24 protein-coding genes are annotated in these 24,788 nt (G+C 41.1%); 11 read left to right on the forward strand and 13 right to left on the reverse strand.

Going from position 1 to position 24,788, the window contains the following annotated elements:
* Positions 1 to 11 precede the first annotated feature (11 nt).
* Entirely contained in the window at positions 12 to 1,307 is a 1,296-nt protein-coding gene (gene tyrS / locus DX873_RS08945) for a tyrosine--tRNA ligase (protein ID WP_116184112.1), read from the reverse strand.
* A gap of 32 nt (positions 1,308 to 1,339) precedes the next feature.
* Here tyrS and DX873_RS08950 point away from each other — a divergent pair, with 32 nt between their 5' ends.
* Positions 1,340 to 2,401 carry an NAD-dependent epimerase/dehydratase family protein gene (locus DX873_RS08950; RefSeq protein WP_232520886.1) on the forward strand — a complete coding sequence of 354 codons (1,062 nt, stop codon included), beginning with the start codon at positions 1,340 to 1,342 and terminating at the stop codon, positions 2,399 to 2,401.
* Here the strand turns inward: DX873_RS08950 and DX873_RS08955 are convergent.
* Genes DX873_RS08955 through DX873_RS08965 form a run of 3 tightly spaced genes read right to left on the reverse strand, consistent with a single transcriptional unit; the run spans position 2,382 to position 4,892 of the window.
* Complete coding sequence (locus DX873_RS08955) at positions 2,382 to 2,822, reverse strand: DUF4296 domain-containing protein (RefSeq protein ID WP_116184852.1); 441 nt, start codon at positions 2,820 to 2,822, stop codon at positions 2,382 to 2,384. The genes DX873_RS08950 and DX873_RS08955 overlap by 20 nt on opposite strands.
* A 4-nt stretch (positions 2,823 to 2,826) precedes the next feature.
* Positions 2,827 to 4,161 (reverse strand): dihydroorotase, encoded by a 1,335-nt coding sequence (locus DX873_RS08960; RefSeq protein WP_116184113.1) that lies wholly within the window; start codon positions 4,159 to 4,161, stop codon positions 2,827 to 2,829.
* 2 nt (positions 4,162 to 4,163) lie between these two features.
* Complete coding sequence (locus tag DX873_RS08965; protein WP_116184114.1) at positions 4,164 to 4,892, reverse strand: polyprenol monophosphomannose synthase; 729 nt, start codon at positions 4,890 to 4,892, stop codon at positions 4,164 to 4,166.
* A gap of 121 nt (positions 4,893 to 5,013) precedes the next feature.
* Between DX873_RS08965 and DX873_RS08970 the strand changes: the two genes are divergently transcribed.
* From DX873_RS08970 to DX873_RS08980, 3 genes are read left to right on the forward strand one after another with little or no spacing between them, the layout of a single operon-like run.
* Positions 5,014 to 6,672, forward strand: coding sequence for an ArnT family glycosyltransferase (locus tag DX873_RS08970; protein WP_116184115.1), 1,659 nt, complete (start codon positions 5,014 to 5,016; stop codon positions 6,670 to 6,672).
* Positions 6,669 to 7,325, forward strand: a complete 657-nt coding sequence (locus tag DX873_RS08975) for a DUF4271 domain-containing protein (protein WP_116184116.1) — start codon at positions 6,669 to 6,671, stop codon at positions 7,323 to 7,325. The genes DX873_RS08970 and DX873_RS08975 overlap by 4 nt, the downstream gene beginning before the upstream one ends.
* A gap of 6 nt (positions 7,326 to 7,331) precedes the next feature.
* The gene (locus tag DX873_RS08980) at positions 7,332 to 8,075 is read left to right on the forward strand and encodes a uroporphyrinogen-III synthase (RefSeq protein WP_116184117.1); all 744 of its coding nucleotides are present in this window, start codon (positions 7,332 to 7,334) and stop codon (positions 8,073 to 8,075) included.
* 50 nt (positions 8,076 to 8,125) lie between these two features.
* Here the strand turns inward: DX873_RS08980 and pckA are convergent, their stop codons facing one another.
* Together pckA and DX873_RS08990 are read right to left on the reverse strand one after the other, a co-directional pair.
* On the reverse strand, positions 8,126 to 9,742 hold the full coding sequence (pckA, locus tag DX873_RS08985) for a phosphoenolpyruvate carboxykinase (ATP) (RefSeq protein WP_116184118.1): 1,617 nt from the start codon (positions 9,740 to 9,742) through the stop codon (positions 8,126 to 8,128).
* A gap of 71 nt (positions 9,743 to 9,813) precedes the next feature.
* Positions 9,814 to 10,197: a DUF423 domain-containing protein gene (locus tag DX873_RS08990; protein WP_116184119.1), complete on the reverse strand. Its 384-nt coding sequence runs from the start codon at positions 10,195 to 10,197 to the stop codon at positions 9,814 to 9,816.
* A 79-nt stretch (positions 10,198 to 10,276) separates the two neighbouring features.
* Here DX873_RS08990 and DX873_RS08995 point away from each other — a divergent pair, with 79 nt between their 5' ends.
* On the forward strand, positions 10,277 to 11,650 hold the full coding sequence (locus tag DX873_RS08995; RefSeq protein ID WP_116184120.1) for a saccharopine dehydrogenase family protein: 1,374 nt from the start codon (positions 10,277 to 10,279) through the stop codon (positions 11,648 to 11,650).
* Positions 11,651 to 11,698: 48 nt separating this feature from the next.
* Entirely contained in the window at positions 11,699 to 12,169 is a 471-nt protein-coding gene (locus DX873_RS09000) for an Lrp/AsnC ligand binding domain-containing protein (RefSeq protein ID WP_116184121.1), read from the forward strand.
* Between the two features lie 53 nt (positions 12,170 to 12,222).
* On the opposite strand, the gene DX873_RS09005 is transcribed toward DX873_RS09000, so the two are convergent.
* The 4 genes from DX873_RS09005 to leuS all read right to left on the reverse strand — a co-directional run bounded on the left by DX873_RS09005 (position 12,223) and on the right by leuS (position 17,644).
* Entirely contained in the window at positions 12,223 to 12,924 is a 702-nt protein-coding gene (locus DX873_RS09005) for a zinc metallopeptidase (protein WP_116184853.1), read from the reverse strand.
* Positions 12,925 to 13,016: 92 nt separating this feature from the next.
* Complete coding sequence (ald, locus tag DX873_RS09010) at positions 13,017 to 14,117, reverse strand: alanine dehydrogenase (protein ID WP_116184122.1); 1,101 nt, start codon at positions 14,115 to 14,117, stop codon at positions 13,017 to 13,019.
* A gap of 185 nt (positions 14,118 to 14,302) precedes the next feature.
* Complete coding sequence (locus DX873_RS09015) at positions 14,303 to 14,557, reverse strand: SemiSWEET family sugar transporter (protein ID WP_116184123.1); 255 nt, start codon at positions 14,555 to 14,557, stop codon at positions 14,303 to 14,305.
* 216 nt (positions 14,558 to 14,773) lie between these two features.
* Complete coding sequence (gene leuS / locus DX873_RS09020; protein ID WP_116184124.1) at positions 14,774 to 17,644, reverse strand: leucine--tRNA ligase; 2,871 nt, start codon at positions 17,642 to 17,644, stop codon at positions 14,774 to 14,776.
* Between the two features lie 190 nt (positions 17,645 to 17,834).
* Here leuS and DX873_RS09025 point away from each other — a divergent pair, with 190 nt between their 5' ends.
* The 5 genes from DX873_RS09025 (at position 17,835) to DX873_RS09045 (ending at position 21,309) form a co-directional block, all read left to right on the forward strand.
* Positions 17,835 to 18,713, forward strand: a complete 879-nt coding sequence (locus DX873_RS09025) for a cell division protein FtsX (protein WP_116184125.1) — start codon at positions 17,835 to 17,837, stop codon at positions 18,711 to 18,713.
* 9 nt (positions 18,714 to 18,722) lie between these two features.
* Complete coding sequence (locus DX873_RS09030; protein ID WP_116184126.1) at positions 18,723 to 18,989, forward strand: DUF3098 domain-containing protein; 267 nt, start codon at positions 18,723 to 18,725, stop codon at positions 18,987 to 18,989.
* Between the two features lies 1 nt (position 18,990).
* Positions 18,991 to 19,785, forward strand: a complete 795-nt coding sequence (locus DX873_RS09035) for an undecaprenyl-diphosphate phosphatase (protein WP_116184127.1) — start codon at positions 18,991 to 18,993, stop codon at positions 19,783 to 19,785.
* A 30-nt stretch (positions 19,786 to 19,815) separates the two neighbouring features.
* Complete coding sequence (truB, locus tag DX873_RS09040) at positions 19,816 to 20,505, forward strand: tRNA pseudouridine(55) synthase TruB (RefSeq protein ID WP_116184854.1); 690 nt, start codon at positions 19,816 to 19,818, stop codon at positions 20,503 to 20,505.
* A gap of 84 nt (positions 20,506 to 20,589) precedes the next feature.
* A complete protein-coding gene (locus DX873_RS09045; RefSeq protein WP_116184128.1) occupies positions 20,590 to 21,309 on the forward strand; it encodes an energy transducer TonB in 720 nt (239 codons plus the stop codon).
* Here DX873_RS09045 and DX873_RS09050 read toward each other — a convergent pair.
* The 3 genes from DX873_RS09050 to DX873_RS09060 all read right to left on the reverse strand — a co-directional run bounded on the left by DX873_RS09050 (position 21,292) and on the right by DX873_RS09060 (position 24,784).
* Positions 21,292 to 21,924: a thioredoxin family protein gene (locus DX873_RS09050; protein WP_116184129.1), complete on the reverse strand. Its 633-nt coding sequence runs from the start codon at positions 21,922 to 21,924 to the stop codon at positions 21,292 to 21,294. The two genes, DX873_RS09045 and DX873_RS09050, sit on opposite strands and share 18 nt — an antisense overlap.
* Before the next feature lie 108 nt (positions 21,925 to 22,032).
* A complete protein-coding gene (locus DX873_RS09055; protein ID WP_116184130.1) occupies positions 22,033 to 23,448 on the reverse strand; it encodes a TolC family protein in 1,416 nt (471 codons plus the stop codon).
* Positions 23,432 to 24,784 carry an HlyD family secretion protein gene (locus DX873_RS09060; RefSeq protein ID WP_116184131.1) on the reverse strand — a complete coding sequence of 451 codons (1,353 nt, stop codon included), beginning with the start codon at positions 24,782 to 24,784 and terminating at the stop codon, positions 23,432 to 23,434. The genes DX873_RS09055 and DX873_RS09060 overlap by 17 nt, the downstream gene beginning before the upstream one ends.
* Positions 24,785 to 24,788 lie beyond the last annotated feature (4 nt).

Below are 24,788 nucleotides of genomic sequence, written 5' to 3' on the forward strand. Positions count from 1 at the left end.
GGAAGTCTTTTTTAGTCGGCGACAAGTACAAAATAATTCTTCTTACCTCTTTGTAACAGTACAAACTTGTTGTTGATCAAGTCTGCCTTTGTAATAAGGTAGTCCTCTTTTACCTTTTCCTTATTTACGGATATGGAGTTTTGCTTTAGTTCCCTTCTGGCCTCACCATTGGAAGACAAAAAATTAGTTTTTGCAGATAATGCCCCGATCATGTCCAACCCTTGATCAATTTCATCTTTTGAAATTTGAGCTTGGGGAACCCCTTCAAAAACATCCAAAAAGGTTTTTTCATCCAATTCTTTCAAATCTTCCGAAGTAGACTTTCCAAAGAGAATGTTACTTGCCTTCATTGCATTTTCCAAATCGGCTTTGGAATGGACCATGGTAGTGATTTCTTCCGCAAGACGTTTTTGTAGCACCCTTAAATGCGGTGCTTCTTTGTGTTCCACAACCAACCTTTCAATTTCATCTTGGGTTAAAAAAGTGAATATCTTGATGTATTTCTCCGCATCCTCATCTGATGTGTTCAACCAGTACTGATAAAATTTATATGGGGATGTTCTTTCGGCATCCAACCATACATTTCCACCTTCGGTCTTTCCAAATTTTGTCCCGTCCGCTTTAGTGATCAAAGGACATGTAAGTGCAAATCCTTTTCCTCCACCAATCCTGCGGATGAGTTCTGTTCCCGTAGTGATATTTCCCCATTGATCGCTCCCGCCCATTTGAAGGGTGCAATCATGGTTTTGGAACAGATACAAGAAATCATAGCCCTGTACCAGTTGATAGGTGAATTCTGTAAAGGACATTCCTTCCTTGGCATCAGAGGAAAGTCTCTTTTTAACGGAGTCCTTGGCCATCATATAATTGACGGTAATATGCTTTCCCACATCCCTGATAAAATCCAAGAATGAAAAGTCCTTCATCCAATCATAGTTGTTTACCAGGACCGCAGCGTTGGGTTCATTGCTCTCAAAGTCCAAGAATCTCGACAATTGTTCTTTCAAGGCTTCTTGGTTGTGCCTCAATGTTGCCTCATCCAAAAGATTTCGTTCCTCCGACTTTCCAGATGGGTCACCGATCATTCCCGTTGCTCCGCCCACCAAGGCAAAGGGCTTATGTCCCGCCAATTGAAAATGCCTTAGCATCATAACGCTTACCAAATGTCCGATATGTAAAGAATCCGCTGTTGGGTCTATACCCACATAAGCAGCCCTCATACTTTCCATGAGGTGTTCCTCGGCACTGGGCATAATATCATGCACCATTCCTCTCCATTGCAGTTCTTGAACAAAATTCTTTTCCATGGTTGTCTTTTAGAATAGTTGCAAATATAAAAATGAAGTTCGAACATCCCTTGAGAAAATCCGTTCCAAATAGGTACTTTTACCACATGATTTTGGTCACCGGCGGTACAGGTTTAATTGGGTCCCACCTACTTTTTCATCTAACAAGCAATGGAAAAGAGGTAAGAGCGACCTTTAGATCAGAGGATTCCATAGAAAAAGTTGAGAAGATTTTTGGGTACTACACCGATAGCCCCGGAACTCTCTTTGAAAAAGTTAGCTGGGTACAGGCAGATATTACCGATGTGGAATCTATGAGCACTCTCTTTGACGAAGTAGATCAGGTTTACCATGTAGCTGCTCTAATTTCTTTTGACCCTAAAGATTACAAATCCTTGGTAAGGGTGAATACTGAGGGCACTTCAAACGTGGTTAACCTATGCCTGAAGCATAGGGTCAAAAAATTATGCCATGTTAGTTCCATTGCAGCCATTGGCCCCAGCCTGCAAAACGAAATGGCCACGGAAGAGAATGAATGGAGCGACATAAAAGTTTCAGGTTATGGACTAACCAAACATGATGCAGAACTGGAAGTATGGAGAGGTTCACAGGAAGGGCTTTCTGTGGTTATTGTAAATCCCGGAGTTGTAATAGGTCCTGGCTTTTGGAAATCCGGTAGCGGTTCCTTTTTCACCTATGCAGCAAAAGGAAAAAAATCCTTTATTCCTGGAGGGACCGGTTTTGTTTCTGTGAATGATGTTGTTAGATCAATGACCATGCTGATGGATTCAAAAGTTGAAAGCGAGCGTTTTATACTGGTCAATGAAAACATGTCCTACGGAGAATTCTTTCAGAGAATTGCGCCGCATTTGGATGTGTCCCCACCCTCAAAAGAAATACCTTTTTGGGCACTTGAGCTTTTTTGGCGATGGGATTGGTTACGAAGTAATCTATTGGAGAAAAGGCGCAGACTTACCAAGACAATGGCCAAGGGGTTGTACAAACAGGAAAATTACAGTAGTGAAAAAATCATCGACACTCTCAATTTTCAGTTTGATGATCTGGACGAAGTCATAAGGTTTTGCTCTGCTAAATTCAAGAATCGGAATCAGTAGGTTCTTTCTCTGGCTTTTTGGTTCTTTTTAGGGTATCCTTTACCTTCTCCCTGTTTTTTGACCTTGCACTATCATTCCTTTTCTTGGTTCTGTCTTCCAATATCGATTTTCGCTCATCCAACTTGGATTCTACTTCTTCATAAATTAACTGGTACTCCAGAGGAACAGAGGCGTAATAGAGGTCGCTTTGAGAAAATTGCACACTGTCTATTTCATATTTTTCAAAGAGGAACTCCATGACTTCAATCTCATTCTTCTCCATGGTTGTCTTAAAAGATGTCTTTACGGCATTGAGCACTGCCAAATCATGAAGAATAAGGACCATTTTGTCCTTTGGAATAAGGTTTTCTGGTTTTTCCACTACCTTTTCGGCACAGGACCAAAACATCAATCCCAATAAAACCAGTACAAAATTCCTCATTTTCCTATCTATTGAATGTAAGTCTTTTGGCATTTTTCCTTTCGGAAAACAGGCCTTGATCGTAGGCCAAATGACCATTTACAAAAGTTCGTACAACTTCGGACCCAAAGGTAACTCCTTCAAACGGAGACCACCCACACTTATAGAAAACATTAGATCTTTTTACTTCGTTTCTACAGTTTCTACCCACCTGGACCAAATCGGCAAAATATCCTTCCCGGATATAACCCCTTCGGTCAATATCGAACAAAATGGCCGGGTTATGGCACATTTTTTCTACTATCTTCTCTAAGCCAATCAGTCCTTCTTGTTCTTTCTGCAGCATGGCAAGCAGCGCATGTTGCACCAACGGCCCTCCTGATGGGGCTTTTGTATAGGGATTGGTCTTTTCTTCCAATGTATGTGGAGCGTGATCGGTAGCCACAATGTCAATACGATCATCCAAAAGTGCTTTCCATAACTGCTCCCTGTCCGTTTTGGTCTTTACCGCGGGGTTCCACTTAATGTGGGTTCCCTTTTCAGCATAGTCTTCATCAGAAAACCAAAGGTGGTGAATGCATACTTCCGCTGTTATCTTTTTTTCCTTGAGGGGAATTGAATTCACAAACAGATCTGTTTCTTTTCCTGTTGAAACATGGAACACATGCAACCTAGCCCCCGTTTTTTTAGCAAGCTCAATAGCCTTGGAAGATGAAAGGTAACATGCTTCCGTACTTCTAATTGTGGGGTGGAACTCTATGGGAATGTCATCGCCATACATTTCTTGATATTTGGCCATATTGGCCCTAATGGTGGTTTCATCCTCACAATGTGCTGAGATTACCATTTCGGTACTTGAAAATATCTTCTCCAAAACCTCTTCGTCATCTACTAACATATTCCCCGTAGAAGAGCCCAAAAACAACTTTACCCCAGAGCAGGCATTTTTATCCAGACGCTTTAATTCCTCCAAATTATCATTGGTTCCTCCAAAGAGGAACGAATAATTGGCAAAAGAATCGTTTGCAGCTATAGCAAACTTTTCTTCCAACTTTTCAATGGTGGTGGTTTGCGGATTGGTGTTGGGCTGCTCCATAAATGTGGTGATTCCACCAGCAATTGCAGCCCTGCTCTCTGTAGCAATGGTTCCCTTATGGGTCAGTCCTGGTTCTCTGAAGTGTACCTGATCATCAACAATACCTGGAAGCAGAAGGTCTCCCTCCAAATCTATGACATTGGCATTATCATCAGAGATATTTTTGTCCATTCGGGCAATAAAATCCCCCTCCAACAATAAGTCTGTTTCAAAAATGTTGCCTTCGTTGACAACCTTTGCATTTTTTAAAAGCACTTTTGTCATCATCAAAATTTCTTTCCGTAAAACATGCTTCTCAACTTCATGGCGATTACTCCAAAAATGGCCTCCCTAATAATTCCAGAGTTCATTTTTGATTTTCCACTCACCCTGTCCGTAAAAATGATAGAGACCTCTTCAATTTTGAATTTTTTGAGATAGGCCCTGTACTTCATTTCTATCTGAAAAGCATATCCAATAAACCGCACTTTATCAAGATCAATGCTTTCCAAAACCTCTCGTTTATAACACACAAAACCCGCAGTGGGATCGTGCACTCTCATTCCGGTAATGAGCTTTACATAAAAAGAGGCTCCGTAGGACAGTAGAATTCGGAAAAGTGGCCAATTCACCACATTGACGCCTTTCTTGTATCGAGAACCCACGGCAACATCTGCGCCATTGAGGCATGCCCTGTGCAACCGGATCAAATCTGCAGGTCTATGGGAGAAGTCGGCATCCATTTCAAAAATGTAATCGTAGCCATTTTTCAAGGCCCACTTGAATCCATGGATGTAAGCCGTTCCTAGACCGGATTTTTCTTTACGGACCTCAAGAAACAATCTTTCCGAAAATTGATCCTGCAAACTCCTTACTGCATCTGCAGTACCATCAGGTGAATTATCGTCAACGATAAGGACATGAAAATCTTTCTTTAGATCGAAAACCGTTTTTATAATGGCCTCAATGTTCTCAATTTCATTGAAGGTGGGTATAATGACCAAGCCGTCCGCCATTCGCTAAGGATTAGAGCGTAAAAATACGGTTTTCTGGCGTGCCCTTGCAAGTCGTTTCGTATATGAATATCACGGCTGTAATGCTTTCTTTGTAACTTTACGCCCTAGTAAAACCAATTTGATGGTCCAGAAATATCCCAAGCTCTTCCTTGTTTTATTGGTCGCCCTTTTTATTCTAAATCTTGTACAAAGTTATTTTACGGAACTGATCTATGACGAGGCATACTATTGGTACTACGCCAAGGACCTGGCCTGGGGTTATTTTGACCACCCCCCAATGGTTGCTTTCTTAATTAAACTCAGTAGTTTATTCTTTAATGGAGAATTGGGTGTTCGCTTTATGAGTTGTGTACTTTCTGTTGGCACTTATATACTGTTATGGGAATTGATAGACAATCCCAAAAAGAAAGATTATGTAGTTCATTTTTTTGTGTTGGTGTTCTCCTTTACCTTGATGAATGCCTATGGGTTCTTGACCCTGCCTGACACTCCCTTTCTCTTCTTTACAGCCCTGTTCCTATTATTGTACAAACAGTATTTAAAAAACCCATCTATATGGATTTCCTTAGGACTGGGAGTGGTAATGGCCGCATTGATGTATAGTAAGTACCATGCAGTTTTGGTGATTTTATTTGTGTTTTTTTCCAACATAAAATTAATCACTCAAAAAAATGCCTGGATTGCTGTGGGTCTGGCGTTGGTTTGTTACACCCCTCATTTTTGGTGGCTTTATCAAAATGATTTTGTGTCCATCCAGTTTCACTTATTTGAGCGTCCCAACCAGGCTTATACCTTTGAAGGTTTTACCCTGGGTTATTTTCTAAATCTTGTAGTCATTATCGGGCTACTTTTCTATTGGACCTACGCTTCTTTATTTACCTATAAGATAACGGACAAATTTTCCAAGGCCTTGGTTTATCTTACCTACGGTGTTCTTATTTTCTTTTTCATATCTAGCTTTAATAGGAGAGTACAGGCGCAATGGGCAATCGTGATAACCATTCCGCTTATCATTATGACCTTTAACCGACTTGTTGAACATGAAAGAAGCAGAAAATGGATTTTTAGGATAGGAATCGTAAGTACTTTGTTATTGCTATACGCCAGGGCGTGGTTGGTGTACCCGTCGCTATTTCCATTGCATTACGAAACACATGGCAACAAAATATGGGTGAATGAGCTCCGTTCAAAATCTGGTGGAATCCCAATAATTTTTGAAAATTCCTATCGACGGGCTCCTATGTACGAATTCTACTCAGGTATTCCCACAATGTCCCTCAATAATTATATGTATCGAAAGAACCAGTATACCATAGACGGTTCTGAAGAAAATGTTCGAGGTAAAAAGGTGCTGTATGTCTCAAAATACCGAAAAAGTGGAGATATAAAATATATGCACTTAGACAGTACCGTTTTTTATGGGGTATTCATGGATGATTTCCAACCGTACCGAAGGCTTGAATGTATTGTGGACCAAAGCGAAGGTGAGGAGCAACGTATCTTAAGAGTTTACAATCCCTATGATTTTGATGTACCTCTTGACAAACTGAAGTATTCCATTGCCTATTCCAACAAGCATAAACAGGTACAGGAATTGATCAATCTAAAAGTGGTTCCGCAGCTTCCCCATGAAGTGCTACTAAAATCTAAGGATACGGCTGTTTTTAATTTTGACCTGCCTCTTCCAAAACAAGAGGAAATCTATTACTACCGAATTGGAGTATCAGAAAATGGCCTGTTACCCGGATTGAACGGAAAACCTATAAAAGTTTCAGAATGAACCCCGTTGACAGAGTAGTTTTTTCTTTGGATTGGATAACTATCACACTCTTTTTGAGCATGATATTACTCACCTTGGGTAAATATTTGTTTCAAAGCAGGTTCATGAACTTCATGATTCTCCCTTTCAATGACAAGTATATTCTGTTGCATAACAAGAAAGGACAGTTATTAAATTGGTTCCATATCCTTTTGACCCTATTTCAACTATTAAATCTGTCCTTGTTTCTCTTTTTGATTCAAAAGCATCTTCTAGCTGCTCCGTTGGGCGATGATCAAATAGCATTTTTCTGGATTTTAGGCTTCCTGACCCTTTTTGAGTTGGCAAAATTGGGGGTTCAGTATTTGAAGGGTTTTATTTTTGAAACCAGCCATCTTATTTCAGAATTGATATTCCACAAAATCTCCTATCTGAACTTTAGTAGTTTAATCATGTTGATCGGGAACATTGTTGTCATTTATATCTTAAACGACTCAAAAATGGTGATTTACGCAACAATTTTGTTGGTTCTTGCCATAAATGGCATTGGGGTAATCAAGTTGTTGAAGAACTATCAAAAAGCCCTGATTCCCCATGTTTTGTATTTTATTTTGTACCTTTGCACTCTTGAAATTGCGCCCCTGGTGCTTATTGGGAGCTATCTAAAAGATTGAAAACTTATGAAGGTAAAGACAATTTTGGTTTCCCAACCAGAACCCAAAATAGAAAATTCCCCGTATTCACGACTTATCGAGAAAGAAAAGGTAAAGGTGGATTTTAGGCCTTTCATACACGTTGAAGGGGTAGAAGCCAAAAATGTAAGACAACAAAAGATTGACCTTAACAACTTTACGGCAATCATACTTACCAGTAGAAATTCAGTAGATCATTTTTTTAGGATTGCAGAAGAAATGAGATTCAAGGTGCCGGATACCATGAAGTACTTCTGCCAATCTGAAGCTGTGGCCTATTACCTACAAAAGTATGTTGTCTACAGAAAAAGGAAAATCTATGTTGGTAAGCGGACATTCAACGAATTGGTTCCCCTTATCAAAAAATACAAGGATGAGAAGTTCCTTTTACCTTCTTCGGACACTTTAAAGGTTACCGTACCCCAAGCATTGGATGAGCTAAATGTGGATTGGAAACGCGGTATTTTCTACAAAACGGTCATCAGTGACCTTTCAGACCTTAGAAATGTATACTACGATGTATTGGTGTTCTTTAGTCCTTCAGGGATTGAATCTCTTTTAAAGAATTTTCCCGATTTTGAACAAAACGATACACGCATAGCCGTATTTGGAAATAGCACGGTAAATGCTGCAACGGAAGCTGGTCTCAGAATAGACATTAAAGCACCCACCCCTGAAACGCCATCAATGACCATGGCTCTTCAGAAATACATTACCAGTGTAAACAAATAAGGTTTTATATAATAAAACAAAAGCCCGACCAAATGGTCGGGCTTTTGTTTTTAGAAGCTATAGCGTTGAGGACCTCCACGTCTGATCTCTTCATTGGCATAGGACTCAAACTTTTTAAAGTTTTCCCTAAAAGCATTGCTCAGTTTAAAAGCAGTTTTGTAATATGCTTCATCATTGTTCCAGGTTGCCCTTGGACTGAGAACTTTGGTTGGAACACCAGGACATTCTCTAGGCTGGGCTACTCCAAACACGGAATGGATATGGTAGGTGTCATAAGAGTAAAGACCTAATTCTCCATTAAGCGCCGCACTGATCATAGCCCTTGTATATTTCAGTTTCATTCGGGTGCCAACACCGTAGGGACCACCTGTCCAGCCCGTATTGATAAGCCATACATCAACTCCTGATTCTTGCATCTTTTTACTTAACATTTCTGCATACTTGGCTGGGTGTAATGGCATGAAGGGTGCACCAAAACAGGCAGAAAAAGACGGTTGTGGCTCAACGACCCCTGCTTCGGTACCTGCAACCTTTGCAGTATAGCCAGATATAAAATGATATGCTGCCTGCGCAGGTGTAAGCTTAGAAATAGGAGGCAATACTCCAAAAGCATCCGCAGTAAGGAAAAAGATATTTTTTACATTCTTACCAATTGATGGTTCCTGAATATTTTCGATATGATATATGGGATAGCTTACCCTTGTATTTTGGGTAATTGAGGAATCGGTATAATCCACTATTCCATTCCCATCCATAATTACATTTTCCAGAATAGCTCCCCTCTTGATGGCCCCATAGATTTCTGGTTCCTTTTCTTGAGACAAGTCTATTACCTTGGCATAACAGCCTCCTTCAAAATTGAAAACTGTATTGGCGGCTGTCCATCCATGTTCATCGTCTCCAATCAATTTTCTATTGGGGTCCGTGGATAGCGTTGTTTTTCCTGTTCCGGAAAGCCCGAAAAAGAGAGCGGTATCACCATCTTCTCCAATATTGGCCGAGCAGTGCATCGGCAAAGTGTTTTTGTATACTGGAAGTATGAAGTTCAACGCGGAAAATATTCCTTTCTTGATCTCTCCGGTGTATCCGGTTCCTCCCACTAGAGCTATTTTCTTGGTAAAATTTAGAATGGCAAAATTATGCTGCCGTGTTCCATCAATTTTGGCTTCTGCCATAAATCCTGGAGCATTTACTACCGTCCACTCCGGCTCAAACGTTTCAAGTTCATTTTCTGTAGGTCTTAAAAACATGTTGTACGCAAACATATTGGACCAAGGATATTCATTGATTACCCTAATATTCATGCTATACTCCGGGTCTGCACAGACATAAGAATCGCGAACATAAAGCTCTTTATCATTTAGATAAGCAATAACCTTATCATACAACTTGTCAAACTTTTCAGTTTCAAAAGGAATATTGATATCCCCCCACCAAATTTTATCCTCTGTAATGTCGTCTCTTACAATAAAACGGTCCATTGGAGATCTTCCGGTAAACTCTCCCGTGTTTACAGCAAGTGCTCCAGAAGATGCCTGTTTGCCCAATCCTTTTTCCAAAGTTGCATCGTGCAATTCGTCTGGAGTAAGCTGATAATGGAAATTAGAATGCTGAATTCCATACGGTTTCAGCGAAATCGTTTTCGAAGCTGATGTACTAGCCTTCATTTTTATGGTTTTTAGTTGTGCAAAGCTAGAAAAATCTAGATTCCTACAACCTTTTCAAAAGGCTAATCCGTTTATTTTTTGGTCAAAGTGTAATACCCCAAAAGAAGCCATCCAAGAATTAGGAAAACTCCCCCTATGGGAGTCAAAAAAGCTATTACCTTAAAATCGAAACTTACCAAACTGTTCATGGCCAAAAGGTAAATTGAAAAGGAGAACAACAGGACTCCCAGAACAACTGACCAAAACACAAATTTCTTTTGCTTTTTCCCGATACCATCCCAAAGACCTAGAAATAGCAAAAACAAGGCATGGTACATCTGGTAACGCACCCCTGTTTCAAAGGTGTCCACCGCATTCTGCTCCACAAGTTTTTCAAGGCCGTGCGCCCCAAAGGCGCCAAAAATAATCGCCAACATTCCCAGTAAGATTCCGGTAAGCAATATTGTTTTGTTCATAACTTTGAAAGTTCATTTTTTTATAGATATAACAATTTGATACCTTAGTATCCGTTTTAATCAAAAGTAAACAAAACCTATGGTCCGCACGATTTTGGTTCTTGGCGCTGGAAAATCCACTTCCTATCTTATAGATTATCTTCTGAAAAAATCTGATGAAGAAAATCTTCGGTTGACCATTGGTGATCTTCATCCAGAAAATATCCCTTGGGACTTTTCCTCACATCCAAATTGCAAAGTAATTCCCTTGGATATATGCAATGAAGAAGACCGAAAAAATGCCATTTCAGAAGCAACTATCGTTGTTTCCATGTTGCCTCCAAAACTGCACATCAAAATAGCGGAGGACTGTATCCACTTTGAGAAACATTTGGTTACTGCCTCCTACATAAGCAAGGAGATAGAGGCACTAGATCAAGATGTGAAAAAGAAAGGATTGGTCTTCATGAACGAAATTGGCCTTGATCCCGGCATTGATCATATGAGTGCCATGGAGGTGATTGACAGAATACGAAGTAAAGGAGGCAAAATGCTGCTTTTTGAGTCGTTTACTGGAGGGTTGGTCGCCCCAGAAAGCGACACCAATCTTTGGCACTATAAATTCACCTGGAACCCAAGAAATGTTGTGCTTGCAGGTCAGGGTGGCGCAGCCAAATTTATTCAAGAAGGAAGTTACAAGTACATTCCCTATCAAAAATTGTTCAGACGAACCGAATTTTTGGACATTGAAGGGTACGGTACTTTTGAAGCCTATGCCAATAGGGACTCTTTGAAATATACAAAAGCTTACGGACTGGAAGATGCGCTTACCCTGTTTAGAGGCACCATGCGCAGGGTTGGATTTTCGAAGGCCTGGCAAATGTTCATCATGCTTGGAATGACAGATGACAGCTATACCATAGAAAATTCAGAAGGAATGTCCTATCGTGAATTCGTAAATTTATTCCTGCCCTACTCCCCAACCGACTCGGTAGAATTGAAACTACGGCATTACCTGAAAATTGATCAGGATGATATCCGATGGGGAAAATTAGTAGAGCTCAATCTTTTTGACGGAACTAAAAAGATTCCTTTAAAAAATGCCACCCCAGCTCAAATGTTACAATATATTCTAGAGGACAGTTGGACCTTACAAGAGGATGAGAAGGATATGATCGTAATGTACCATAAGTTTGGTTTTGAACTTGAAGGCAAAAAACGACAAATTGATGCCAATATGGTGGTCATTGGAGAAAATAGACGGTACACGGCAATGGCCAAGACCGTTGGCTTACCTGTGGCCATAGCCACCATACAGATTTTAAATGGCAACATTACCACCCCGGGTGTCCAGATTCCCATAAGTTCCGAGGTGTATGGACCTATCCTTTCGGAGCTGAAATCCCAAGATATTGTCTTCAATGAATTTGAGGTGCCCTATCTAGGTTATAACCCTGATTCCGTTGGAGGTTAGGTTTCAGCCTGTTTTTTCTATCTTTAGCTTCAATTTTGAAGCTTTCCCATGAAAAACAATAACAATTCTGTTAAAATAGACGGTATTGACAAGAAGATTCTAAGGCACTTGATGGAAGATGCCAGAAGACCTATTTTGGAAATTGCACGTAATATTGGCATTTCTGGGGCAGCAATTCACCAAAGGCTACGAAAGCTAGAAGGTTCTGGTCTACTTTTGGGATCTAAATTCGTAATCAATCCAAAAGTGCTGGGGTATTCCACAATGGCCTACATTGGTATCTTTTTGGACAAAGCCATGTCAAACCCCAGAGCTGTTAAAGAACTGGAAAAGATTCCTGAAGTTTTGGAATGCCACTATACTACCGGTAATTGGTCCATTCTAATTAAGGTGCTCTGCAGGGACAATGAACATCTTATGCAACTCCTCAACAAGAAAATACAACAAATTGAGGGTGTATCAAGAACGGAAACCTTTATCTCACTGAATCAACAGATAGACAGACAGATTACTATATAAAAAAACCTGTTCAAAATTCTCAAACAGGTTTTCAATAGCCTAATTTTATTACGTTAGTCCCTTCCTCCAAAAACTTGGACGGCCCAGTAAAGAAGCGAGGCCAAAGCACCTAAGGCAGCTACCAAATAGGTTCGTGCGGCCCATTTTAGGGCATCTTCAGCGCCAGCATATTCTTGTTGGCTCACCATATTTTTTTGCTTTAGCCAAACCAATGCCCGTTTGCTGGCATCATATTCAACAGGTAAGGTAACAAAGCTGAACAATGTGGCCATTCCCATCATGGCCAGTCCGGCAACTGCAATGTAAAAGCCAATTCCTCCGGCTACTCCCGTTGCTGCCATCAAAGCGATACCTCCAAAAACAATCCAAGTGGACATCCCCGAGGTAACACTTACCACGGGAACTAACTTGGAGCGCATGGTTAACCATTCATATGCCTGGGCATGTTGAACCGCGTGACCGCATTCGTGAGCGGCTACAGCGGCGGCGGCGGCATTCCTTTGACTATAGACCCCTTCACTTAAGTTTACGGTCTTGTTTTTTGGATTGTAATGATCAGTCAACATTCCCGGGGTGGAAATCACCTTTACATCTCTAATCCCATGGTCATCCAGCATTTTCTGGGCAATTTCCGCTCCGCTCATTCCATTTCTTAGTTGTACTTTGGAGTATTGCTTGAACTTGCTCTTCAATCGGTTGCTTACCAACCAACTAACCAATGCAATTCCACCGATCAATATATAATATGTCATCATAGCTTTTCTACTTTTGGTCTTATAAATATACCCATAATACAACAAAAACCCCGCCAATGTTTGACGGGGTTTTTTAACTGACAAAATGTAAGTTATACCAATTCAGGCTCCCAATTGAATGCCTCGGTAATTTCCTTATAAACCACTTCTCCTTCTACAATGTTCAACCCTTTGGCCAAAGATTTATCCGAGTTACAGGCACTTTGCCATCCCTTGTTGGCCAATTTAACCACATAGGGCAATGTAACATTGGTAAGGGCCATTGTTGATGTATAGGGAACTGCTCCTGGCATATTGGCTACACAATAGTGCACTACATCATCAATAATATAAATTGGGTCCTCATGCGTTGTAGGTTTTGTGGTTTCCACACAACCTCCTTGGTCTACGGCCACATCAACAATAACCGCCCCAGGATGCATCTCTTTTAACATGTCTTTTGTGATAAGGTTTGGCGCTTTGGCTCCCTTCAAAAGAACTCCTCCAATAATTAGATCGTGGGTCTTAATGTGCTTTCGGATATTAAACTCATTGGAAAACTCGGTTACTACATGATTCGGCATAATGTCATTCACGTATCGTAATCGTTTCATATTTACATCCAAAATGGTTACATGCGCTCCCAATCCAGCTGCCATTTTTGCAGCTTGAATACCCACAGTGCCAGCTCCGAGTACCAATACGCGTCCTGGCGCAACCCCGGGAACACCTCCTAAAAGTACACCTCTACCCTTCACAGGTTTTTCTAAATATTTGGCTCCTTGCTGAATGGCCATTCTACCGGCCACTTCAGACATGGGCGTCAACAATGGTAAGGTCCCATCCTCATCCTCAACCGTTTCATAGGCAATACAGATAGCTTTGCTATCAATCATGGCCCGAGTCAAAGCTTCGCTTGATGCAAAATGAAAGTAGGTGAAAACAATTTGTCCCTTTTGGACCAGTTTATATTCTTCGGCTATAGGTTCTTTGACCTTCACGATCATATCGCTTATGGCATAAACCTGGCCTATGGTGTCCAAGATAATGGCCCCCGCTTTTTGATAATCCTGATTAAAAAAACCGCTGCCTTCCCCTGCACCAGATTGTACATATACGGTGTGGTTGTTTTTTACCAGTTCGAAAACTCCAGCCGGTGTCATTCCAACCCGACTTTCATTATTCTTGATTTCTTTGGGCACTCCTACTACCATTTTGTGAATTTTTTGTGGTTATTGCCTCAAAGTTGTTATAAAAAATAAAAAGATGGAAATAAAATCGATAAAAAGCAGGGGTAAAAAGTTAAATTTTATGTTTTTTACAAATTGTACCCTATAATTTATAGGGGTATATTCAATAAAATTTCAAAAATAGAATATGCACCCCCCATGAAGAAGCGTTACTTGTGCTTCATCTTCAAAACAAGCATAGTCAGAGCCAACAAGCCTGTTACTATGTTCGCTAATATAATGCTCAAGCTATTGTGATGAAGCCCGTAGACTATCCAAAGTATAAGTCCGGCCAACAGAACAATGTACATGGTAAGGGATACATCCGCAGTGGATTTGTGTTTGAATGCTTTGTAAACTTGGGGGACAAATGCAGAGGTGGTCAAGGTGGCCGCAATCAGGCCTACAATTTCAATAGTGTCCATAGCTGGGTATTTGCTCTAAAGGTAGAAACTTAAATGATTTTGGAAACAAAAACGATACTGTTTCCAAAGCAATGAACATGGTCATTCTGAATTTATTTCAGAATCATTGAGAACCTGAAACAAGTTCAGGTTGACAACGCATAGACTCTAAAAATCTATGAGCACCACCCACCTTTCGACTACGCTCAAGGTGACTCAATTTGAAAAGTGAAAATCTTATCCCACGATATTCACAATTTTTCCAGGCACCACAATGACCTTTTTAGGAGTGCGGCCCTGCAATTGGGCCTGGGTCTTTTCATGGGCCAAAACAGCAGCTTCAATATCATCCTTGCCCATATCCAAAGGCAGTTCTAATTTGAAACGCATCTTTCCGTTGAAGGATATGGGGTATTCCTTACTGCTTTCCACCAAATGCTTTTCCTCAAATACAGGGAAAGCTGCCTCAGCAATGGATTCGGTATGACCCAAACGCTCCCAAAGTTCTTCGGCAATATGCGGAGCATAAGGAGATACCAAAATGGCCAAGGGCTCCAAAATAGCTTTGCTAGCACATTTTTGGGCAGTCAATTCGTTAACACAGATCATAAAGGTTGAAACCGAAGTGTTGAACGAGAAGTTCTCAATATCCTCTTCCACTTTTTTGATGGTCTTGTGCAACGATTTTAGATTGTCTGCCGTTGGTTCCGTATCCTCAATGACCGTATAGAGCTTCCATAGTTTCTTTAGAAAAGAATGCACTCCGGTAATACCTGCCGTATTCCAGGGTTTGGATTGCTCCAAAGGCCCAAGGAACATTTCATACAGACGAAGGGAATCAGCCCCGTACTCCACACAAATGGCATCTGGGTTGACGACATTGTACCATCTTTTTGACATCTTTTCCACTTCTCGGCCAACTATATACTTACCATCTTCCAGGATAAACTCCGCACCCTCATATTCTGGTTGCCAATCTCTCAATGAATTAATGTCAAGCTCATTAGAAACATTCACAAGATTAACATCTACCCTTAATTCCTCAACTTCATATTTGTCTTTTAGCCCTATGGAAACAAACTTATTTGTTCCTGAAACACGATAAACCACGGCGGAGGTTCCAGTGATCATCCCCTGGTTGATCAACTTTTGGGCATACTCGTCTTTGGGCACTAGACCTTTGTCAAACATAAACTTCTGCCAAAAACGGGAATACAATAAATGGCCCGTGGCATGCTCGCTACCACCAATATAGAGGTCTACGTCTTGCCAATAGCCAATTGCTTCTTCGGAAAAGATAGTCTCGTCATTTCTAGGATCCATGTAGCGGTTAAAGTATTGAGAACTTCCCGCCCACCCAGGCATGGTATTCAACTCCAACGGGTACACCCCTTCATGGGATTCCGAATCAAGTTCGGAATGACCGTCATGCTGAACTTGTTTCAGCATCTCATTTGAGACAACTTTGTTGTTCCTGGCGTCCCATGCCCAATGCGTAGCATTGCCCAGAGGTGGTTCCCCAGTTTCTGTGGGAAGGTACTTTTCCACTTCAGGCAGTTGCAATGGCAGGTATTCCAAATCAATCATTTGAGGCATGCCGTCTACATAATATACTGGGAAAGGTTCTCCCCAATAGCGCTGGCGACTGAATACGGCATCACGAAGGCGATAGTTAATCTTGCCTTCTCCATGACCAATTTTTTCAAGCTCTGCAATCACTTTTTGTGTCGCATCCTTATAAGAAAGTCCGTTTAAGAAATCGGAGTTGGCAATTACAGTAGTGGCCTTATCGGCAAATGCCTCTTCAGAAATATCCACTCCATCAAAAATATTGGGAATGGGAATGTTGTAATGTTTTGCAAAATCATAATCGCGTTGATCTCCGCATGGCACGGCCATCACCGCTCCAGTTCCATAGCTTGCCAAAACGTAGTCCCCAATCCAGATAGGTACGGGCTCCTTGGTAAAAGGGTGCTCCGCATATCCCCCGGTAAATACCCCGGATACGGTCTTTACATCGGCCATACGATCTCGCTCAGAACGTTTTGCCGTAGCCTCCACATAGGCATCTACCTCAGCTTTTTGTTCTGCAGTGGTAATTTTTGCGACCAATTCATGCTCGGGTGCAAGCGTCATGAAGCTAGCCCCAAAAATGGTATCAGGACGGGTAGTGAACACTTCAATGGTATCAGACTTCTCGACTGCGCTCGAAGTGACACCATTAACTGGAATGACATTAAAGGTCACAGATGCTCCTTCGGAACGACCAATCCAATTGGTCTGGGAATCCTTCAAAGGTTGTGGCCAATCAATCTTGTCCAATCCATCCAGCAAACGTTGGGCATAAGCCGTGATTCGCATGCTCCATTGAGTCATTTTCTTCCTAATAACCGGATGTCCACCTCTTTCAGAAACTCCATTAACAATCTCGTCATTGGCCAAAACGGTACCCAAGGCAGGGCACCAATTCACTTCAGTATCCGCCAAATAGGTCAATCTGTACTTCAAAAGGATTTCCTGTTGGGTCTTTGCGGAAAAACCATTCCAATCCGCAGCACTGAACATGGGGGTATCTTCATCACAAGAAGCCTCTACATTTTCATTACCTTCTTTCTCAAAAATGGCAATCAAACTAGCTATGTCCTCAGCCTTGTCAGATTTTTTATTGTACCAGGAATTGAACAATTGGATGAAAATCCACTGTGTCCATTTATAATATCGGGGGTTTGAGGTTCTAACCTCACGGTCCCAATCAAAAGAAAAGCCCAATTTGTCAAGCTGTTCTCGATATCTTTTGATATTGTTTTCCGTGGTAATGGCCGGATGTTGCCCAGTTTGAATGGCATATTGTTCCGCAGGAAGTCCAAAAGAGTCATATCCCATGGGATGCAACACGTTGAAACCCTTGTGTCTTTTATATCTTGAGTAAATATCCGTGGCAATATATCCTAGAGGGTGACCCACATGCAATCCCGCCCCAGAAGGATAGGGAAACATGGACAGCGCATAGAATTTTGGTCTGTCCGAATTGTTGGATGCCCTAAAGGTTCCATTTTCTGCCCAATACTTCTGCCATTTGGCCTCAATCTTGCGGAAATTATAACTCATCATACTTCTTTATGGTCAATATGTCACATCGAGCGCAGTCGAGATGTCTCAAACGTATAGTTGAGATTTCTCGTCTTGATTTTCGAAGACTCGAAATGACAACAAACTGTGTCTCTTTTCAAGTTGCAAAAATAGGTTTAATCCCCTAATTACAATTTACTTTTCTATTTTTACGTACTGATTTTCCCTTATGAGCCAATATATTGAACGTTATCAACGTAGAAAGTTGATTTCCTCCTATTTTTCAGTGGTCTTGAGCATTGCTTTGGTACTATTTCTTCTTGGAGTCTTGGGACTTCTTGTGCTGAATACCAAAAAGTTGGCGGATCATTTTAAGGAACAGGTGACCATTTCGGTTTTTTTGAAGGATAACGCCAAGCCCATTGAAATAGATCAGTTACAAAAAAGTTTGGCCATGGCCGAGTACACCAAATCGGCCGAATACATCTCCAAAGAAGATGCTGCGGAGCAGTATAGCGAGGATATTGGGGAAAATTTTGTGGAGTTTCTGGGATATAATCCTTTAAAGAACTCCATAGATGTAAACTTAAAGGCAGACTATGTCTCTCCTGAGCGGGTTAACGAAATTGCAGACGAGATAACTGCCAAAACTTACGTGGATGAAGTGAGTTATGACAAGCCCTTGATTTCATTGTTGAGCGACAATACCAAAAAAATCAGTCTTTGGATTCTAGTGGCCAGCGCTGTTTTCACGGTCATCGCCGTACTTCTTATCAACAGCTCTATCAGACTGTCCATTTACTCCAAAAGATTTATCATTAAGACCATGCAAATGGTAGGAGCAACCAAAAAGTTTATCCGCAGGCCTTTCATTTGGACCAATATTAAATTGGGGATGTTGGGGGCTGCAGTTGCCTTGATCGGTCTTGGGGTGTTGCTTTTCTATATCAACAAAAATTTTCCGGAGTTGGATCTTTTCCAAGATATAATAGTACTTGTTGCCCTATTTGTTGGAGTTTTCGGACTCGGAGTTGTTATTTCATGGGCTAGTACCCATATAGCTACACAGCGTTTCCTTAATTTAAGGACAGATGATCTTTATTATTAACTTTGCGACATGAGCAAGAAAAACAAAAAGAACGTTCAAAAACCCACCAATGAGTTCCTTTTCCAAAAAAAGAACTACATCTTTTTATTCATTGGTTTGGCTTTGATTGCATTGGGTTTTATTCTGATGAGCGGTGGGGGCAGTGACGACCCCAATGTGTTCAATCCAGATATCTACAACTTTAGAAGAATCAGATTAGCCCCTACCTTGGTGTTGATCGGTCTGGGCATTCAAGTATATGCCATTTTGTTGAACCCTAACAAAAACAAAAAATAACTTGGACATTATTGATGCTATCATCCTTGGTATTATTCAAGGATTGACCGAGTTTTTACCTGTATCCTCCAGTGGACATCTAGAATTGGGCAAGGCCATTTTGGGAGCAAACGCGCTTCCAGAAGAAAGTCTTTTGTTTACCGTGGTGCTTCACTTCGCCACAGCGTTGAGCACATTGATTGTTTTCAGAAAAGATGTTTGGGAAATTTTGAAAGGACTTTTTCAGTTTAAATGGAACGAAGAAACCCAATTTTCCCTCAAAATTGTTATTTCCATGATTCCTGCTGCCCTAGTTGGCTTCTTTTTGGAGGATTTCCTAGAAGTATTTTTTGATGGCGCCATCATTATTGTAGGCATCATGCTTATTATAACTGCGATTCTACTATACTTGGCAGATTTGGCAAAAACTACCGAAAAAGGAGTTTCCTATAGAGGTGCTTTTGTGATTGGCCTGGCCCAAGCTGTTGCTATTTTACCTGGTATTTCTCGAAGTGGTGCCACCATCTCGGCTGCAGTCCTGTTAGGCGTAGACAAAACCAAATCGGCTCGTTTTTCATTTTTGATGGTTGTTCCTTTAATCTTGGGAAAAATGGCCAAGGATATTTTGAGCGGAGAAATCAACTTTGTTGGAGATCAAGCCATTGCCATGGGAGCAGGTTTTGTAGCGGCCTTTGTGGCTGGTTTGGCGGCCTGTACCTGGATGATAAAACTGGTGCGTCAGAGCAAACTATCCTATTTTGCTATTTACTGTTTGATTATAGGTCTTATTGCCATTGCTTGGAGCATTTGGGGATGATCCCTACTTTTGCTTCAAAGCCCTAAAAATTTGAAAACCAAAGAAGACTTCCTGAACGGTCAGATTTTATTGATTGATAAACCTTTGGAGTGGAGTTCTTTTCAAGCTGTGAATGCATTAAAATGGGCCATTCGCAAGAAGTTCGACCTCAAAAAAATAAAAATAGGCCATGCAGGCACCTTGGACCCACTGGCTACTGGACTATTGATTATATGCACCGGGAAATTCACTAAAAAAATCCCAGAACTCCAAGGACAGGTCAAAGAATATACGGGAACTTTTACCCTGGGCGCCACCACACCTTCTTATGATTTAGAAACAGAAGTGGACCAAACTTATCCTACAGAACATTTGACCGAAGAAATTATCTTGCAGACAACCCACAAATTTTTAGGGGAAATTAAACAAATACCTCCCATGTTTTCGGCCTTAAAAAAAGATGGAAAACGCTTGTACGAACTTGCAAGAGAAGGAAAGCAAGTAGAGGTCAAATCTAGAATAATTGAAATTTTGGAATTTGAAATCACCAAAATTCAGATGCCAAAGGTCTATTTTAGAGTAGTATGCAGCAAAGGAACCTACATTCGGTCTTTGGCCCATGATTTCGGTAAAGCCCTGGGTTCTGGGGGCCATTTATCATCCCTTAGGAGAACCAAAATAGGGGATTTTAACGTAAATAATGCTACCACACCTATGGTTTTCAAAGAAACCCTCGGGTAAAAAGAGTTAAATTGCTCAGTTAAAACGCCTTGAAGGTGCTGGCAAGGCAAAATATTTTAGCAAAAAAACGGTTATACTAGAACCATGAATCTTAATAGAAGCCAGTTATCCCTTTTAATAACCTTCTTCTCCATGTCCATAGTGGTCTTGTTGATGTTCAACATTCATTTGGGCGGTATGCAGGAAGAGGAATATGTTATTGAAATGAGTTTGGCGGATGAGGATATTGAAAAACTGCTTGAAGAGGAGGAAAAAAGGCTGGAAGAACTGTCCAACAACGACCCCATAAAAAGTCACTTAGCCCTAAATGAAACCGCAAAACCTTCAGTTGGCAATCCTGAGCCGTTAAAAACTTTGGAAGAACTGATGGAGGAGCGGGCTCTGAACAACGACCAAGGCGAATATTCAGATGTTGATGGCGAATATGCCGAACAGTTGAAAAAACTGGCTGAAGAACGAGACCAAAAAAAACAACAACTTGGAGAACGGGAATCCCAAAAGGAAGAATTCACCAATTATTTAAAAGATCGCCGAACCTCAATCAGTTTCTCTTTGGTTGAAAGAAATGCCTATCATCTGCCTCCTCCAATCTACACCTGTATTGTTGGTGGAAAGGTTGTCATCAACATTAAAGTGGATTCCAATGGTTATGTGACCGAAGCAGATTTTAACGATTCCAGCTCAGGAACCAGCAATGGATGTTTGGTGGACAATGCCATAGCCTATGCTCTCAAGGCAAGGTTTAGTCCAAGCACAAAAAACTCGCAAATAGGCACTATTACCTACCTATTCCAAGGGAAGTAGTTTTAATAGATCGTCCAAAATATTGGCTCCTTTGTCTTTATTATACCACATCTGAAGATCTTGTTTAAACTCGGCAGTAAGTTTTCCATGCTCCCGTTTTTGATCTTCAACCATCTGGGTTGCTATGGTTGGTCTGGGACCCCATTCTCCTACAATCTCTTCCTTTTCTTTATCCAGAATGATCAATTTGGGAATAGACCGGGTTCCATTGGTTAAAAATGCGTCCATTAACTCCGGATTTTCATCACGGATAACGATTCTCAAGTCGATATTTGGATTCAATTCTGCTACTTTGTTTACTACAGGTAAACTAGGAGCGGCATCGCCACACCAGCTTTCCGTCAAAACTAAAAATCCCAATTTTGATTGTCCACCGGCAACCTTTTCCTGCAATTCTGCTGGAATTTTGAGGGTTTTATCCCAACGGTTCATCCTGCGGTCACTTAAATGGGTATAGTTAATATTGGCCTCAGATTGAACCAATCCTGTAGTTTGGTCATTTTCTGCCAAATGATGCACTTTATCCCTGTACTCTTCATACGTCATCCCTTTGGCCATTCCATCATAAACAAGTTCCAACTGCTCTTTCTTCAAATTACTTTCAACCACTTCCATGTTATATTTTTCTCAAAATTAAGTTCCAAAATCAGCCTGAAATCTGACTTTTGTCATTGGTTGCATTTATTGAAAAAACCTTACACACGGGATTTTAGGGTGAAACTTTTATAAAGCTGTGGGATTAATGGCCAAACTTCTGAACAGCGTTGCCTTGGCATGTAAAAACTTGTTCTGCATCTCGTTCTGTTTGAGATTGGCATCTATGAGTTTACTTTCTCGAGAATTTATCAAAAACAAGGAGCTCTCCCCAAAAGTAAACTTTCGTTCTTCAGCGGCCAGTAAGATTCCGTAATCCTGCACAATGTTGGAAATCAATTGATTTTGAACCGTGAATGAATCCAGTTCCCTATAAATGGCCTCAACCTTGTTCCTTATTTCCACCAGCGCATTGTCCCTTTCATATTCCACATCCCTCAATTTAAACTTGGCCAATTTTAAATCTCCCCGTTCCTTTCTTAAGAACAATGGGAACCTAAAGGTAAAACCTCCTTTGAATTCGTTCCAAGCATAGGAATTTATACTTTCCGGGGCTTCTGTCAAGAAGTTGTACTCCACATCAAGTTTCGGCAATAGTTTGTTGGCCTTCAACCTTTTTTCAACAACCAACCCATCAATTTTGTACCCCAATGATCTTAGTTTTGGGTGGCTTTCCAAAGAAAAACTGTCCAAAGGTTTACCTTCTATCTCCAAGGCCATATCTATTTCGGAGTCGATTTCAATATTGGGAACCACCTCTGGCCGCAATTCTACCGGAACATCATTAATCCATAGATAATTGGAAAGCTCCAAGGACTTTTTCATCAATTTCACCTTGGCCTGTTCAAGGCTCAAAGCTCTATTTTGATAGGCAATTTTTGCTTCAACCGTGTCTATGGCCGCCAAGTCTCCCGTTTGAGCCCTTTGCTTTATGCCTTGTAGCCTAACCTCAGCATTTTGAACAAAATTTTGAAAGACTTCGGCATCCTGATAAGCTTTAAGCCAATCAAAATAAGCCATAGAGGCCCTATACAGAACTTCGTTCACCATTAAATCCTGATCCGCCTTAACCTGCTCCCTAAAATATTTTGCCTTACGGAGGGTAGCCATGCGCTCATTGATCCAAAAACCTTGCCCCAAAGACATGGAAACCCCTGCGCTGTAGAGACCATCTGTAGGTAGAGTTTCATCTTCATTTATGAAATCTCCCTGATTCTGGGAAAAATTTCCCTTAAGCTCTACCCCAAACCATGTAGGGATTTTAAAAGTGGTATTAAGTCGGTCCCAGTACTCGGTCCCTTTAAATTCCTTACGATCGTAGTCCACCTCTATTTTAGGGTCAAAACCTCCTCTTGCCTTCATTAAATTGGCCTGGCCAACGGCGATATTCAACTGTGCCTGTTTGGCAATGGGATGATATTTTTTCACATAGCCCAGATACTCCCCAAAGTCTAATATGAGCGAGTCCTGCTGACCAAACATTCCATGCAAGGCAGCCACTAGGTAAAAAAACAGGTAAAAACCGACTTTATTTTTTACTGACATTGACTACCTCGTTTTCAGGTTGATAATAGTTGGGCGGGAAGCCATTTAATTGCCTCCACAGTTCAAACCAAATTGGAACATCATTAAGCAGGGCGATGGTATTGGCTCCTGAACCAACCCTAATGGCTTTAGGCCATTCAACGTCTTCCTCGTCCGGCGCCAGGAGCACCCTATATTTTCCATTGTCGCTGATAAAGGTCTCAATGGCGACCACCTTTCCTCCAAAGGTTCCAAAGGAAACGTTGGGCCATCCGCTAAAAACAATTGCGGGCCATCCATCAAACTGGATCCTTACTTTTTCACCTATATGGATCAATGGAAGATCTATGGGCTCTACAAAGGTTTCAACGGCCATATCATAGGACGAGGGCATAATTCCCACCAAGCGATCTCCTTCTTTGAAGGTCTCTCCAATGCCCGATTGTAGTGCTTTGTTTATGTATCCACTTTGGGGTGCCCTAATGTAAAGCATGCTGTTTCTGATCTCATAATTGGTATAGGCATTCTCCAATTTGGTCACTTGCGCTTCAGAGTCAAATTGATTGGATTGAGCGGTAAGCATATCGCTCCTTGCCTTGGAAATTTTATCGGTGTATTCTGCTTGGAGCCTATTGATCTCAACCTGGGCATTGATCACATTATTTTTACTGGCCAACAATTTGTTCTCTTGCGAAATGAGTTTGGCCTGGGCCTCTTGAAGCTTTAATCGTTTTTCCTCCACATCGGTCAGTGCCTTTAATCCTTCTTTTTCCAATTGCTCAGTACGATTGTATTGTCGCTCCGCAATAATGATATTCGTCTTGGCCGCTTCTAAATCAATGCTGTCGCTCTCAACCTTTAATTTGGATTGAATGAGTTTATTTGCTGCTTGCTCCAGCTTTAGCTGGCGCTCTGTGGAAAGTGCACCAATCTGATTGTTCAATGCTTTTACTTTCTCCTGATAAGAGTTCACCGCCATAGACTTTGCCTTGATCTGCTGCCCGGTACGCTCCACCAAATTGGGGTCAAAATATTCGCTCTTTACTTCAGAAATATGAAGAATTGTGTCCCCCTTGTGTACAAAGTCACCTTCTTTAACATACCATCTCTCAATACGTCCCGGTATGGGGGATTGAATGGTTTGTGGGCGTTGATCTGGTCGTAGAGTGGTGAGATATCCCTTTCCTGAAATGGTCTGAGTCCACGGCAGGAACATAATGATCAGCACAATGATTGAAAAGAAAGTCAACATTCTATTGAAATGTTTGTTGTGCTTTCTACCAAAGACTTTCTGTGCGGCTTTATAACCACTCAAATCTACTTTTTGATTTAGTTTATTTGGAGATATGTTCAACATGACT

The organism is Flagellimonas nanhaiensis, from assembly GCF_003382275.1.
GTDB lineage: Bacteria > Bacteroidota > Bacteroidia > Flavobacteriales > Flavobacteriaceae > Flagellimonas > Flagellimonas nanhaiensis.